This is a genomic window from Poseidonocella sedimentorum (assembly GCF_900116005.1).
Classification (GTDB): domain Bacteria; phylum Pseudomonadota; class Alphaproteobacteria; order Rhodobacterales; family Rhodobacteraceae; genus Poseidonocella; species Poseidonocella sedimentorum.
Window position 1 is genome coordinate 476,739 of sequence record NZ_FOYI01000001.1, and the last position, 13,920, is coordinate 490,658.

Below are 13,920 nucleotides of genomic sequence, written 5' to 3' on the forward strand. Positions count from 1 at the left end.
AGAGCAGTACGTTAATTCGCTTGTATACCGAAGACATCCAGAACCTTTGGTGTGATCGTTCCAGTGACTTCGAAGCCGTAGTCAGATTGGAACTTCGACAAGGCGGAGCGCGAGCCCGGCCCAATGATGCCATCGATCGCCCCACTGTAGTACCCGTAAGAGGTCAAGGCGAGTTGCACCTTGCGCGCGATCAGGACGAATTTTTCGGAATTGCCGGGCAGGACCTTCGGCTTTGGCGCCGCTGCGGGTGCTGATGGCAGGATCGAACTTGGCGGCGTCGAGGACTGGTTACGCGTCGAGCTGGAACTGCTTGAGCTTGGTGCAGAATACCCTCCGCCGGAGGACGAGCGATGCGACGAATGAGAACGATGCGAGGAATGGGATCGATGCCCGGCCAACGTGAAGCTGTGTTCCAGCCGCAAACGTTCGGCGAATTGGTGAAGCAATTCTGTATCGACGGCAGGCGTTTCCACCGCGACGGCACGAACATTCGTTGGCGCCAAGAAGCCCGCGGCGAGCAGGGAAGGGATCACGAAACGTGGCATAACGGCTCCATTCTTGCGAAGGTCTGATCACGGGGCTGCCAGGCAAAAACACCGCTGCAGTCCTCGCGGCGGACACATCCTTCGCAGCTTTGATAATACTTTTGCTTCCAGTCGGAGATCGTCCTGGGCGCCAAGTTTCGCAGGATGGGCGGAAGGGTGCAAAGGGGCATGTTGTAAAGGATGCAGCTCACCCCGTGCTGTTCGGCTGCCGCGACCGCTGCGATCAGGGGTTCGGGGTCGAGCGAGTGATCGTAGAAGATTTCGGCCCAGTTCTTCCGGGCGAATCCGATATATTCGAGCTGCATCACGGCCCAATGGGCGATATCGGGTATCGACCATGCGAGCAGATGTGCGAGCTTCGAGAGCTGGTCCAGATTTTGACGCATCACGATCGTGCGTATCTCAACCTCCGCGCCCGCTTCCAGAAGCAGTGCGATGCCGTCGAGGGCCGCCGCAAAGGCACCGGGTTTTCCGACGATGCGATCGTGGACTTCCGGTTCCGCGGCGTAGAGGGGCACGGCAACTTTCATGCGCCCGTGCGGCAAGGCTGCGAGGCGCGGCGCATCCCGGGCAGTCAGGTGCTGTGCGTTTGTGAGCAGGTGAAATCCGATGTCCGGACGTGCGAGCGCGGCAGTGTCAATCAGATCAAAGAGAGGCGCTTTGTAGAGCAGTGGTTCACCGCCCGAAATGCCGATCACCGCGTCGGGCGCAGCAAAGGGAAGGGCGCGCTGATAGACATCAAACAGGTCGAGTTCGTAGTCCTTCGGCGGCTGAGAACACATGACGCAGCGCTGATCGCATCTTTCGGTGATCAGCAAGGTGTTGTGCGGAGACTGGCGCCGCAGGATGCGCTCACCCACGCCCCGATGCGGATTGACCAGGACCACGTCGCCGATCAGCGCCTGCGGATCCTGTGTATGCACCTCAAAGGTGTGACGGCCATGCTGAAACCAGCCAACTCCGGGTTCTTCATAGATCAACCCGCAAGCGGGAACCTCGCCGTCTGCGGCATCCGCTTCCAGCCGGATGAGGAGCGGAAGTTCTTCGGGAAAGGCCGGGATCGCGACTTTCGTGCTATACATGAGCCGGCCTGTAGGCTGCGGGGTCAATCGCCTTGAGGCCACACATGCGCGCGATCACGTCGAGTTCAGCCGCTTCGGCCGTGACGAGTTTACGCATCACGTGGTCGAAGATGGCCATATGCCGCTGGCAGTGCCGGGTCCGATGCCGGGGGACGTCGATCCTGCCATATCGCGAGATGTCATCCACAAGGTCTCTGCCGCATACCGCTTGATAGACGCAGTTTCCGCATTCGGGATCGGTCCGGTTGTCGGCATGAATGTTGAGTTGAGCGATCTTGGCGAGATCAAGCCCGGTCGAGACATGCCCGATCCGAAGGTCGATCTGCCCGGTACGGAACAGCATCCGCGCTTCGTCGGTGGGGAAGATATCTCCACGCTCCCCGACAACCAGATAGTCTCGGCCAAGAGGCGCAGGATTGCGCAGGTCTACATGTTCATCGCGCCGTGGATCGAGCACGCGACGGAGCAGATAGCTGAAGTAGTATTCGCCCAATGTGATCTGGTGCCGGAGATTGTCCTCTATCAGCTGATCGATGAAGGCGAGATAATACTGATCCCATTGCGCATCCTCACGGACGCCGCCGAACTTCTTCCGGGCGAAACCCTGGTAATTGACCGGGCGCAGGAACAAGGTTCTGATATCCAACTCTCGCATTTCTGCGATCACCTCCTTCGGATCGGGAGGGTTAGCGGGGTCCAGTGTTGAAGTCAGACTGACCCGGTCGGATCCGAAGGCGTCGAGGGCACGACGTAGGTTTTCGCGAAAAACGGAGGTGGCGGTCGGGCTTTGTGTCCGATGCCGTTGATGCGCGGCCCAGGTGCCATCAAAAGAGGTACTGATCAGAACATCCGGTTGCGCAAGCAGCGACCAGGCGTCTTCTCCCACGACCTGGAGGTTTGTGCATATGACCGTGCGCGTTTCGCGCCCGGCGTCGGACAGGCGCTGCCGCAGGGCGCGAATGAGGTCTGTCCGCAGCAGAGGCTCGCCGCCCTGGAACTCCAGAGTCAGCTCTGTCGCAGGGCTTTGCAGGATAAGTGCGGTGACTTCGTCCAGGACGGTGTCGTCCCAATCGAATCCTGTCGCGCGCTCTGCAACGCGGGATACCTGACAGTAATCGCACATGAGATTGCACCGCAGGGTCGGCACCAGAATGAAATAGTTCGCCACGGACGCACGCGCATGTTGACGCGCCGCCATGCGGGCGGTGTTGACCGCGGCCAGGCGAGACGCGAGGACCTCGCTCATCGCAACCTGCTTGGTATTGCCGGCCAGCACAGGTCGACCGAAATCGCCTTTCTCAATGGCTATACCTGGCGCGATAGCGCGAGTACGGGGCGGAGACAATGACACGCGATCCAACCTGCAGAATGCTCAAAATAATTCAGACTATATAAACATGTTCGGTGATCGCCGCGAACAGAAAAATTCTTGAGATCGGCAGAGCAAGCCTTGAGGGGGGGCGGTCCCTAACCACCTGAGACGGTCAGGTCAGAATGAATAGCAACCCGCCAATGGCCAAGAGGGAAAGGGTGAGCACGAGGCCTTTGCCAGCCCCTGGTTCCGGCTCTTTCTCTACGTTTGGCAGCGCCAGCATGATTTGCGCGCGAAGGGCAATTGTTCGCATGCGCTCGTTTGCCTGTTTCAGATCCAGCGTGGCAACTTGTTGCTGAAGCGCTGGCATGCTCGGGTGCGCGCGGTTGGCAACGGTCGCGTTTGTAGTTGACCGGCCTTTTGCTGGCGCAGACTTCTGTTTCAGTTTCCGGCGATAGGAAAGACCGGTGCCGGGGATGCCGAGGTTCGCATAGAGTCCGCGTCTGCCAATGTTCACGCTTGCGCCCCTTGGTCCGATCGTCGTGCTGATACCGGACTTGGAGAAATTAAGCTTGATGCCGGGAAGGACCTGCACCCGACGTCTCAGTCTCAAAGGCATATGCGACCTCACTGCACCATCCGACGATATCAAGGTTTCATCGGTTTTGAATTATTGCGGCAAGTGCCTGGGTTGAAAAGAGCCGCGCAATAGAATTTTGTGGCCGAGAATGATTTCAGAGACAGTCTCGTAGCGAGATCAGTCTCGAGAAAGCCGGATTTATGCGCCAGTCATCAGTATTGACCAGAAGAACTTTGTCAGCCCCATTTGAACGGTTCCTGCCGGTCGTCCAGGACATGCTGCATTGGAAGATCGTGGTGGCTGGTACGTCCGGTGCTATTGCAGCCGTCATTATCGTGGGCTGGGGTGTCATCGCTGCAGCTTGGCTCGCCATCCTTGCTGTGGCGGCCGCCGTCATTGCCGTTTTTATTCTTGCGGTCGGGGCGTGCGGCACCTGGAGGTGCTTGCGAGGGTATCGCCGGGAAAGACTGATCTTCAGAGCGTTCGCCTCTCAGCTTGCGGCGAGCCAGGCGACACTGTTCGTGGCCTCTGGCAGTGTCGCGGTGTGTGCGGTGTTGTCGCTAGCGGCTGGTGTGACTGGATTATTGGCAGGACAGAGCGCGCTTGCGTTTCCCATTACGGTCGGCGCCGCCACGCTCGTCCTCTTCTCGCTGACCAGGACGCGGTCATTGATGCGGTCCTCCGACGGTGGCCTTCTGGCCTACGAGCCGATCCGGACTCGTGCTCCGGACGCTCGGGGCGCGGTGGCGCGTTTTGAAGCGCAATGGTCCTATAACATCCGTCTGCGCGATCTGAGACGTGCTGTTCTCGCCCGGCGGGAGGCGGCCGCTGACGCTGTTGACTACCTTACAGCCCTGGACAGCGGCGGATCTATTCGCCCGGTGGCGCCGAATTCAGCGTTTCAACCCGCGCGCTCGATTTCGCGCAGGGCGTGCGCTCTTGGTCCCGCGCTCGCAGCGTTCCTCCCTTATGCGCTCGCCGGTTGGCTTGTGGCCGCTCTCTTGCCGTCCGGCTCTGTCTTCTCCCTGCCATGGCCGTCCTCGGTTTTTTCATTCGACCGCGGGGATGACGACTCGCTGCAAGCGGAGGGCGCGACGGACAGTTTTGGCTCAAACGACGGCAGCGGCCAGACGAGTGCTGGGCCGGGCGGTGGCGGCGCAGGTGGTACGGAAAACCAAGGCGGTGCAACAGCATCAGGCTCCGGCATTTCAACAGAAGGAGGCTCCGGCGAAACGACTACGAGCGGGAAGGCTCCAGGATCGTCGACCTCATCGGCAAGCTCGACAGGGCTGACGTCGTCAGAAGAAGGCTCCGGCACACCCTCGTCTTCTGAAGGCAATGGAGGTCTATCGTCCACGGGTACTCTTGGTGAACACGTCACGAACGGCGCCTCGACATCACAGGCGCAGTTGGGGCAGGGGCGCGGGGATGGCGCAGAACCCGGCCGGGAGGGGGACACGAGCAGGTCCAAACCGGGCGGGGTCGAAGCCCCGGCACCGAGAGGCAATCAATCTGGCAGCGGGACAGATAACGTCACTGGCGAGGCAGGTGACGCGAAGCTGGATTTGCCGCGGGGCAGCCCCGGCGGGGGCGGAGAGACTGCCGGGGCGGATGGGGCTGCCGAGACCGGAGTGCCGCCTTCTCAGAATTTGGCGCGTGATCCAGTGTCTGGTTCAGACGCTCGTGCATCGCAGGGTGCTAGAGGCAAGCCGGAGCTCGCCGACACCATCGGCGAGGCCGGCCATGATGCGTCGTCTGCAAAGGGTGCAGATGAAGCATCAATGCAGCAAGGCGCCTCTCGATCCGGCGGTGCGACGTGGCACGAGAGCGGTGATGCCGCTATCCCGGGGGAAGCCGCAGTAACCGACCACCTCATTGAGCGCGGCGAACCGATAGAATTTCGGGCGACCCTCTCTTCCTCCGACGAGGAGACGAGCGAATTCCGCGAGCGTGTGTCGGGTGATGAGGCAAATGCGAAAGGCACCGATGTCGAGCTTGGCACTCCGCGCCAGATATTCGCTGCCCCCGGCGAGGCACCTGAGTCCATCGACCTCAGGGTGCAGAACGAAACCGCTATCTCGCCGCCGACAGCTGCGCGGCCACCGAAACAGAACATGCCGGCCTGGATCAGGTCGCTCTACACTGACGAACAGGACAAGTTGCCATGAGCCTAAGACCCCAGGACATCGAATTTCTGCGCGGGCTGCCGCAGCGTGTCGAGGACGCCGGCATGCACGACCTCGGGGACGTAGTACGCTTGCTTGTCGTGGCGCTCTTGTCCGGCGGTCATGTCCTGCTTGAAGGCAATCCCGGGCTTGGCAAGACTGCGCTGGTCAAGGCGTTGTCATCTGCGCTCTGCCTCGGCGCCGGGGCTGTGGGCCGAATACAGTTTACCCCTGATCTCATGCCGTCGGACATCACTGGCACGCTCATGCCCGACCCCGAGGACGCACGCCGCCTTGTGTTCAAGAAGGGTCCGGTGTTCCACGAGCTCCTGCTGGCCGACGAGATCAACCGGGCAAGCCCCAAGACCCAGGCTGCCATGCTGGAGGCAATGGCTGAATTTCAGGTCACTGTACTGGGCGACACCCACATCCTGCGCGAGACCTGCCAGATCAGTTCCCCCGACGGGCTTTGCGAGCTGCGGTCACCGTTCATGGTGATGGCAACGCAGAATCCTATCGATCAGGACGGCACCTTCCCCCTGCCGGAGGCACAGCTCGACCGTTTCATGTTCAAGGTGCAGATGGAGCTCCCGGGTGCCGCTGCGATGGAGCGTATCGTTGCGAAGGAACTGGCTGCAGCGCAACAGACAGGGTCACGCCTTTCACCGCCGCCCGAGAAGGCCGGAGTGCGCAACTCATCGTTGATAGCGTTGGACCGGGCCGCCCGGGGCGTGATGGCGCTTCGAGCGCCGCCCTCGGTCTTGACGCATATCGTCAACATCGTGATGGCCAGCAACGCCCGGTTCGACGCTGTCCGAGGTCTGTCTCCACGGCGCATGGCGGCGCTGAAGGAACTGGTTTCGGGCAGCATAGAATACCCTTTGGGGCCTCGTGGCGCGATCGCGCTGAGCAAGGCGGCGCTCGGCTGGAGCGCGATGGTGCTGACTGAGCCGGATCGAGCAGAAGAGGCCGCGGCCTCGTCCCGGTCGGGGCTCGCGGCAGTCCTTACACCGGTTCTGCGCCACCGCTTGCGCGTCACCCACGATTACGGCCAGGCAATCAATTCGGCATTCGAGGAAGGCCGGCAGCAGGAGGCCATGATCCACGCACTTGCCAAGGCTGCGGCCCCGGATCAGAGAGTCGGAGAGGATCCCGCGGGCTATGCCGACCGGTTCTCCGGCGACCTCGAGGCAGCCGTCGAACTGCATAAGTTCTGAGGCGACGATGCCAGATATCGCTCCCCCTATTTCACCTGATTTGCTCGAACGGCTCAGGTTCCGGTTCAAGCGGACCGTTCCCATCAATGGTCAGGGGGTGCATCTACGGCGCCTTGCGGGCAACAGCCTGGAATTTCGCGATTACCGAAGCTACCAGATGGGCGATGATGTTCGTGGCATCGACTGGCTCGCATCTCTCCGGACCGGCTCGGAACATGATCGGGTGGTGCGACGGTATGTGGCCGAGGAACGGATGCGCGTCGTGCTGATCGTGGACGCGCGCACGGCGATGCGACTTCCTGCACGGGCTCCGAAGCTGCTCTTCGCCCTCTGGACCCTTCAGGCCCTCGCCGCGGTTGCTGGCGCTTCGGGGGATGAGGTGGTCATGGGCGCGCTCTTTCACCCAGAACCCAGCCGGCCGGTTGTTGCGACGGGGAGGGGCGCGGCACCCGCTGCGGCGCGCCTGGCGACGGGTCTGTGGTCCGCCCGACCCACTTTGCTGACGGCGCAGGTCGACCCTCTGACTCAACCGTTGCTGGAAACCTTCCGTCCAGCCAGCGCTGTGATCTTCATTTCCGACCTTCTTTACCCGGACCCGGATGGAAAGATCGCTCATCTCGCCCAGCGGGCACAGAGATCCTGGGGAAGCTTCATGGTGATTCCGCTTAACAGCACGCCCGCCGAACTTGCGCTGGCACGGAATACTGGCCGGTTCCGATTGGCGGCGGCAGAAGGGCGCGAATTCGGAGACGGGATCTTCGAGGGCACAGCGGATTTCGATGCACAGGTAAACGAGCGTGTGGCAGCGCAGACGCAGAGTAATCTTCGGGCGTTGCGCGGGCGCGGCAGCCTTGTGGATCGCTCCGTGATGTGGCCGGCCGACTGCGACGCCGCGCGTCTACGCGGCGTGTTTGCGAACTGGTTTCCACGATCGGCCGTTCTTTCGAGCGTGGCCTCCCGCAGGGGGCTGTCATGATCGCGTTTCTCTTCACAGCTTTGGCCACGATATCGGCATTGGCTTGGTATCTTCAGCGCCGGCCACCGCGCGAGCTGCAGTTTAGCTTTTCGCGGTTGCTCGATCCACCGGCAGCCCCACCGGAGCCGGAACCGCGATTTGCCCTGGTACTTCCGCGTCGACAGGCCGCCTTCTGGCTTCATCTCGCGGCCTTGACGCTTTGCCTGCTCAGTGTATGGGATCGCCTGCCGGGACACGTCCGGGAACGGCCGGGCACCATTGGCCTGCGCGTCGTACTCGATGTCTCCGACAGCATGGGGGTGGCGGACGGGCCCGAAGACCGGCTGTCATCTGCCCGGACGGTGGTGCGTGATGTCGTGCACAAGGCGCGCCAGGCGGCCGCGGAAGGGGCCTATTGCGATGCTCTGATTGCTGTCGGGAGCAGTGCGCGCAGGCTTGGGCCGGTGGACGAGCAACTCGACAGGGTGGAGGTGGCTCACGAAGGCGGCGAAGTTTCTGCTCTGCTCGCTGCAAGCCTCGCGCCGGTACATGAGGACGGATGCGCTCCGTCTCATGTTGTCGTCGTCACTGATCAGCCATCTCCTGAGACCCGATGGCCCGAGGACGGCCCGGAATTGCAATGGCTGCAGGTTGGAGCCCCCGTACCGAATGCCGGCCTGTTGCGGGCAAGGATGCGTCCCGCAGCGCTTGGCGTCGGTCGGTCGGAGTTGATTATTGAAGTCGGTCGCTTCGGAGGGGCAGATATTCCCCGTCTGATGTTGACCGGACCGCGGGGATCGAGGTCCGTTCCGCTGGTGTCCTCGATTGATCGTGCCGACACATCGCTTGCGCGTTTGAGCCCCTCGGCTTCGGGGGGCTATACCGCCCAGCTCCAAGGCGGAGGGGCTTATTCCGGAGATGACCGGATGAGCTTTTCCATCGAGATCGCGCAAGGGGTCGAGCTGGATTGGCAGCTATCGGTCCCAGCCCCGCCCGCCGTTCGCGCGCAATCCGGACCCGTACTGGTGAAACCGTTGATGGACGCCAGCAAGGACGACCTCGCACGGCCTGGGGTCTTCACCTACGACGGCTGGTCTGCTCCGGGATTTCATCGTATCGGCCCGTTCATCGGCAGTGATCCGGTAATCGAAGTGCTGAACTTCGACGCATTCGAAGCGGCGCTGCCGTCGCCGGCGGGTGTTCCGTTGCCTGCTGGATTCGAACCCGTCCTCTCGGATGCGTCGGGGGCATGGCTTGTTGCGCGGCGCAGTGAACCCGCGGCCTATATTGTTCCAGGTCCCGCTCCGGGCGGCGCCGTCGATGCTCTGTCATCAACGCTTTTCTTTACGGCTCTGCTGGAAGTTACAGGGGATGGAGAGGACCGCTTGGAGGTCAGATGGCCTGGCCCCGACGGACGAGACGTCGCCGACGCCTGGAAGGAAAGCGACACAGGAAGGCCCGTCAAGAAACCTCCGGACGTCAGTTTTTCCTCCACCACAGGCGGGCAGGTCGAGACACCTTTCTGGCCGCTATTCCTTCTTGCGTCGCTTGGGTTGATTGCGTTGGAGCGGCTTGCGGCGCTGCGATCGGAGAGGCGGCGACATGCCATTTTGTGAGGCCCTCTTGATACTGGCGCCCGCAAGTCTGGAAGCTGACTGTCGGGCACACTTGGCCCCCTGGCCGGAGATTCTGGCTATCGTCAGCATCGGTCTCGCGACCGTCGCATTCATCCTCGGAAGCGGAAGATCTCGTCGCCGTGCCCTGGCGTCGGTCGCATTGCTGAGCATCTCCGTTCTGCTTCTCGCGGCGGCAGCAGGGCGCCCGCGACTGATCCTCCCGGCGCAATCCGGCGCGGTGGACGGCGGGTTGCTTGTCGTGGCGCTTGATGCCTCGGAGAGTTTCTGGCGCGAACCGGCGGTGGCGGAGACGGCAACACGCAAGATCGCGGACCAGGTCGACGCGTTGTCACAATCGCTCGGAGCGAGAACAGGTTGGCAAGGCCTGCTGATTGAGTTCAGCGAGGCAGCGGCGGAATCGGCACCGGTTCAAACGCTTCCGCAGTTGGCAGAAAACCTTCGCCGGTTTGTCCCGCCAAGCGGCGGGCGCGAGGGGAGCCGGGCGGACCGTGCGCTCTCGATGTCGCTTGCACGCATCCGCCAAGACGGTGGGCGCGGCGCAGTGATCTTACTATCCGACGGAAATTTTCACTCCGATCTGTCGCCTGACCTTGTAGAAGCTTTTCAAGCGCGCGGCGTGCCGATCCATATCCTTGCGGCTGGCTCAAGCGCTCCCGCGACCGGTCTTGTCGCAGCGAACCTTGGACCCGAACAAAGTGCCGGGCACCCAGCGGTAGTCCGTGGCGCCGTCTTTGGCGGCGGCACGTTGGAGGTAGCGGGCGTGGATGGGGTGGAAGGGCAGGACATTCCAGAGGCAAAGAGCCTGCGCGCGATCCGTGCAGAAACGGTTTTCGCTGAACGTGGATTGCAGCCAGTCCGTCTGACGTTCACTGGTCTAGGGGGAAAGCAGTCCCGTGTTCTCTATACCAAGGTCGTGGGTCCGGCTCGGGTTCTGGCATTTGGGGATGCCCGCTGGCTTGACCTGCTGGATCCCACCGAATGGAACGTGACACGCGGTGACCCTGCTGCACCGCCAGCGCCTGAGACCTTCGACATTGTCGTCATCGATGCATTGGTACCGGAGGATTTTACTGCAGGCTTCGATCGGACCCTGCTCTCAGGTGCTGCGCGCACCGGGCTTCTCATCGTCAATGGAGGTTTGCGGGGATCGCCCGAAATGCCGCAGAGGATCGCCGATTGGAACGCATCGGACCTTGGGCCGATCCTTCCGGTCAACAGCGATCCCCATGCCGTCCGGATGACACCACCAAGGCGCGACGTCGTAATCCTGATTGACGTTTCGGGGTCTATGGGCAGATCCATGGGCATCGCGAAAGGTGCCGCGCATGTCATCCTCGACCAGCTGAGACCTATCGATACCTTGGCGATACTGCCGTTTTCGGATCGGTCGGAACCGTCTTTTCGCCGACAGATGGCCGAACCGGAGGCACTTTCCCAGGCGCGCAGGTTCATCGACACTTTGGCGGCCAGTGGTGGCACCGCCCCTGATAGTGCGCTTGCTGAGGCGGCTCGGATGCGTTCGAACTACTGCGCCTATTTCTTCATTTCCGACGGCGGCTTCGATCCGCCGGGGACGCACCCGCAATGCTTCACCACCGCAATTTCAACCGAAGGGCAACACTTCCCCGGCGGTGTAGCCGCCTGGGGGCAAGAGGTGCTGCTGTCAAGTGGTAGCGGGCTGGGGTCATTGAAGCTTACCTACTTCGAGCCAGAGCCCCGCATAATCTATTACCGATCCGAAGTGTTTGAGCCGGTGCCCACTTCCGATGTTGCCCTGTTCGCAGGGTCGCCGGTCGCGGGCCTTGCTGCGACGTATCCACGGGCCGATGCAGAGGTATTGGCAATCCACGAGGCTCCGCCACCGGATCCTCTGCTGGCGCTTCGGCATGACGCCGAGCGACCAGAGGTCGCCACAGCGGTTTTTCTAGGCCCGATGCCGCCCAACGTTCGCGGTGAAGACGTTGCGGCCCTGCTGACCCGCTTGGTTGGCTGGAAATCTCCGCGCCGCTTCGATATCCGGATTGGACAAACCGGGGGGCGTTTGAATTTCACGGTTTCGGCGCTCGAAGCTGATGCGCTTGCTTCGCCTTTCTTGAGCGGGGTTCTGGCGCTCGAATCCGGGCGCCGACTGGGGTTGGGGTTTGTCTCACGCGGAGCGCCTGGAGAGTTTTTCGCCTCAATTCCCATGCCGGATCTCGTGGGTCCGATGAAGGCTGTTCTCGAACTTTCAGAACAGGGGCAGGACACGCAGTTCATTCCTGTGACATTGTTGAATTCTGATTTGACCACTTCGATGGGACGAGAGAGATTGGATTTCGGCATCCAGCTGGAGGCGATGCGCGAATTGTCGAGCGGCACCGGTGGTCAGGAACTTTCAGTCGAGCCGATCAAGATCAGCGTGGCAGACGCCCCTGACAGTAAAATACCGCTGCACCCATGGCTGATTGCAATTGCAATCGCGCTGTTCTCCTGTTCCCTTTGGTGCAAGGAGCGGGAATGACGTCTGTGACTACCGAAAATGGGAATCACGCCGTACGGGCGATGGGAAATTACGATCCGGTGAGCGCGCAGTTGGCGGCTGAAGAGCTTCAGCGGTTGGCTCTTGCTGCGCTCGATCTGGTCCTGGGGCAGGGCGGTGCGAAGATATCGCCGAACCACAACCGCCTCAGGCCGTGGTTCCGGTCTGCGGGCCGAATCCCGGCGCAGCTTCGGGCTGGCGTCCAGCGCGCGTCACGGACATTTCCGTTTCCTGACGGGATCGGGCGAAAACCTTTCGAGGATTGGTTGCTTGGCCAGTCGTTCCCTCCGCGCTGGCGGGATCGTGCGCGCGACTTCGGATCTGATGTATGGCAGCATCGGATACGTCGTCGTCCGCGCCCGGAAGTCGCTGCTGGCGCTGAAGAATTCCAACTTGGGCTCATCACGACAGCACTCGCGGCTCCGAAGTTGAGGCAGCAGGTGCTCGAACGGATCTACCGATACCTGCGGGCAAGAGTTCTTATGCATCCCGATGGACCGCCGACATCCGCGCCATCTGCGTGGACCCTGTTTCTACTTCTCAGGGCCGGGACAATGGAAAACGCTCCCCAGGAGATCCGAACCTGTTTGGAGTCACTTGCCAGTACTGTGCTCGCCACCGAGGGTTGGGCTGGGTTTTGGGATCTGTGGTTGCTCGATCTCGGTCACAAGCACCCGGGCTTCGACTTTGGCGAGGAGTTTGCCTCTCTGGAAAGAAAACTTGAACGGTGGCATGAATTTCAGGAAATGGACTTTGGCCCATTGGCCCGAGAAGATTGGACCGAGGATGCGCCAGAATATTGGCGCCAGATTGTAACTGATATGCCATAAGATATGAGACATTAATGTTCGAAAAAGAAATACTCGCCAAGATATTCAAGGCGCACAAGAATACCTTGACGAGCCTCGTTTCACTCCAGGACAGTTTGAACGCCCGGTTCTACGGCCTTGAACAGACGATAGAGTGCATGATGCTGTCTGCGATCACGGGCGAAGCCATGCTGATGCTGGGCCCACCCGGTACCGCGAAGTCGCGCTTGACGCGGACGTTTTGCCAATTGGTGGGGCTGCTGCCAAATAGCGATCGGACTGACGCTTCGGCGCAAGGCGATGATCGATACTTCGAGTACCTGCTGACCCAGTTCACCGAGCCTTCGGAGCTGTTTGGGTATTTCGATCTCGGGAAGCTCATGGGCGATGCCAAGGCTTTGGTGCGGGATGATGAGGGGATGATGCAGAAGGCCGAGGTTGTCTTCCTCGATGAAGTTTTCAACGCTTCGAGTGCCATCCTGAATGCCCTGCTGACCTTTATGAACGAGCGAAAGTTTCACGACCGAGGGATGGTGCATCCGGTCCCGCTGCAGATTCTATTTGCTGCGTCCAATCATCCTCCGCGCGAAGAGGGCCTGGGTGCGGTTTATGACCGGTTTGTGCTGCGAAGTCGCATCGAGAATGTCGCGAGTGATCAAGAAAGCATATCGGGTCTGCTCGAAACCGCGTGGACCGAAACCCACGGCCGGGGGGGGGAGGAAGAGGCGTCTTTCGCGGGGCTTTTGCCGTCACTCACCGCTTATCGCGAAACGGTCGATGAAATGACTCTGGACGGTCGGCTGTCCATCCAGCAAACCGATCCGATCTTTGCCCGCCTGGCCGATCTTGTGACCGAGGTTCGACGTAAGGGGCTGAGTGAAATGTCGAATCGCCGGCTTGTCAAGCTGAGCGCCGTCGTGCTCGGCAACGCCTTGTTGCGGCATGCGCGCAACCCCGGCAAAGCGCTTGCTATCGAGCCCGTCGACCTGACCGTCCTGCTTAAATTCGGACTGGACACCGAGGACGAGAGTACCGTTTCCAAACTCACCAGCCATCTTCTCGGAACATGACGCACGAAGGCCCTCTTTTCATCCGGGTCG

The 13,920-nt window shown here is 61.2% G+C and carries 11 protein-coding genes; 7 read left to right on the plus strand and 4 right to left on the minus strand.

Features of this window, described 5'->3' with window-relative positions:
• Positions 1–11: 11 nt before the first annotated feature.
• The 4 genes from hxsA to BM353_RS02305 form a co-directional block, all read right to left on the minus strand.
• Positions 12–545 carry a His-Xaa-Ser repeat protein HxsA gene (gene hxsA / locus BM353_RS02290; RefSeq protein WP_092076165.1) on the minus strand — a complete coding sequence of 178 codons (534 nt, stop codon included), beginning with the start codon at positions 543–545 and terminating at the stop codon, positions 12–14.
• Entirely contained in the window at positions 530–1,627 is a 1,098-nt protein-coding gene (gene hxsC / locus BM353_RS02295; RefSeq protein WP_092076167.1) for a His-Xaa-Ser system radical SAM maturase HxsC, read from the minus strand. Before hxsC ends, hxsA begins: the two co-directional genes overlap by 16 nt.
• Positions 1,620–2,873: a radical SAM protein gene (locus BM353_RS02300; protein WP_143104079.1), complete on the minus strand. Its 1,254-nt coding sequence runs from the start codon at positions 2,871–2,873 to the stop codon at positions 1,620–1,622. Before BM353_RS02300 ends, hxsC begins: the two co-directional genes overlap by 8 nt.
• Positions 2,874–3,111: 238 nt before the next feature.
• On the minus strand, positions 3,112–3,558 hold the full coding sequence (locus BM353_RS02305; RefSeq protein ID WP_092076171.1) for a DUF4236 domain-containing protein: 447 nt from the start codon (positions 3,556–3,558) through the stop codon (positions 3,112–3,114).
• 236 nt (positions 3,559–3,794) lie between these two features.
• On the opposite strand from BM353_RS02305, the gene BM353_RS16525 reads away from it, so the two are divergent.
• The 7 genes from BM353_RS16525 to BM353_RS02345 are packed head-to-tail and all read left to right on the plus strand — an operon-like array spanning position 3,795 to position 13,890.
• Entirely contained in the window at positions 3,795–5,687 is a 1,893-nt protein-coding gene (locus BM353_RS16525) for an ICP22 family protein (protein WP_143104080.1), read from the plus strand.
• On the plus strand, positions 5,684–6,901 hold the full coding sequence (locus BM353_RS02315) for an AAA family ATPase (RefSeq protein ID WP_092076175.1): 1,218 nt from the start codon (positions 5,684–5,686) through the stop codon (positions 6,899–6,901). Before BM353_RS16525 ends, BM353_RS02315 begins: the two co-directional genes overlap by 4 nt.
• 7 nt (positions 6,902–6,908) lie before the next feature.
• Entirely contained in the window at positions 6,909–7,877 is a 969-nt protein-coding gene (locus BM353_RS02320) for a DUF58 domain-containing protein (RefSeq protein ID WP_177220434.1), read from the plus strand.
• On the plus strand, positions 7,874–9,472 hold the full coding sequence (locus tag BM353_RS16530) for a vWA domain-containing protein (protein ID WP_143104081.1): 1,599 nt from the start codon (positions 7,874–7,876) through the stop codon (positions 9,470–9,472). The genes BM353_RS02320 and BM353_RS16530 overlap by 4 nt, the downstream gene beginning before the upstream one ends.
• 52 nt (positions 9,473–9,524) lie before the next feature.
• Positions 9,525–11,993: a vWA domain-containing protein gene (locus BM353_RS02335; protein ID WP_177220435.1), complete on the plus strand. Its 2,469-nt coding sequence runs from the start codon at positions 9,525–9,527 to the stop codon at positions 11,991–11,993.
• Positions 11,990–12,841: a hypothetical protein gene (locus BM353_RS16535; RefSeq protein ID WP_143104082.1), complete on the plus strand. Its 852-nt coding sequence runs from the start codon at positions 11,990–11,992 to the stop codon at positions 12,839–12,841. Before BM353_RS02335 ends, BM353_RS16535 begins: the two co-directional genes overlap by 4 nt.
• 14 nt (positions 12,842–12,855) lie before the next feature.
• Positions 12,856–13,890, plus strand: coding sequence for an AAA family ATPase (locus BM353_RS02345; RefSeq protein WP_092076187.1), 1,035 nt, complete (start codon positions 12,856–12,858; stop codon positions 13,888–13,890).
• Positions 13,891–13,920 lie beyond the last annotated feature (30 nt).

What these genes read in the sequence shown, in the direction of transcription:
- BM353_RS02320 (WP_177220434.1), top strand. Translation starts at nt 6,909, where the DNA reads ATGCCAGATATCGCTCCCCCTATTTCACCTGATTTGCTCGAACGGCTC.
- BM353_RS02345 (WP_092076187.1), top strand. Translation starts at nt 12,856, where the DNA reads ATGTTCGAAAAAGAAATACTCGCCAAGATATTCAAGGCGCACAAGAAT.
- BM353_RS02315 (WP_092076175.1), top strand. Translation starts at nt 5,684, where the DNA reads ATGAGCCTAAGACCCCAGGACATCGAATTTCTGCGCGGGCTGCCGCAG.
- hxsA (WP_092076165.1), bottom strand. Translation starts at nt 545, where the DNA reads ATGCCACGTTTCGTGATCCCTTCCCTGCTCGCCGCGGGCTTCTTGGCG.
- BM353_RS16525 (WP_143104080.1), top strand. Translation starts at nt 3,795, where the DNA reads ATGCTGCATTGGAAGATCGTGGTGGCTGGTACGTCCGGTGCTATTGCA.
- BM353_RS02300 (WP_143104079.1), bottom strand. Translation starts at nt 2,873, where the DNA reads ATGAGCGAGGTCCTCGCGTCTCGCCTGGCCGCGGTCAACACCGCCCGC.
- hxsC (WP_092076167.1), bottom strand. Translation starts at nt 1,627, where the DNA reads ATGTATAGCACGAAAGTCGCGATCCCGGCCTTTCCCGAAGAACTTCCG.
- BM353_RS02305 (WP_092076171.1), bottom strand. Translation starts at nt 3,558, where the DNA reads ATGCCTTTGAGACTGAGACGTCGGGTGCAGGTCCTTCCCGGCATCAAG.
- BM353_RS16535 (WP_143104082.1), top strand. Translation starts at nt 11,990, where the DNA reads ATGACGTCTGTGACTACCGAAAATGGGAATCACGCCGTACGGGCGATG.
- BM353_RS16530 (WP_143104081.1), top strand. Translation starts at nt 7,874, where the DNA reads ATGATCGCGTTTCTCTTCACAGCTTTGGCCACGATATCGGCATTGGCT.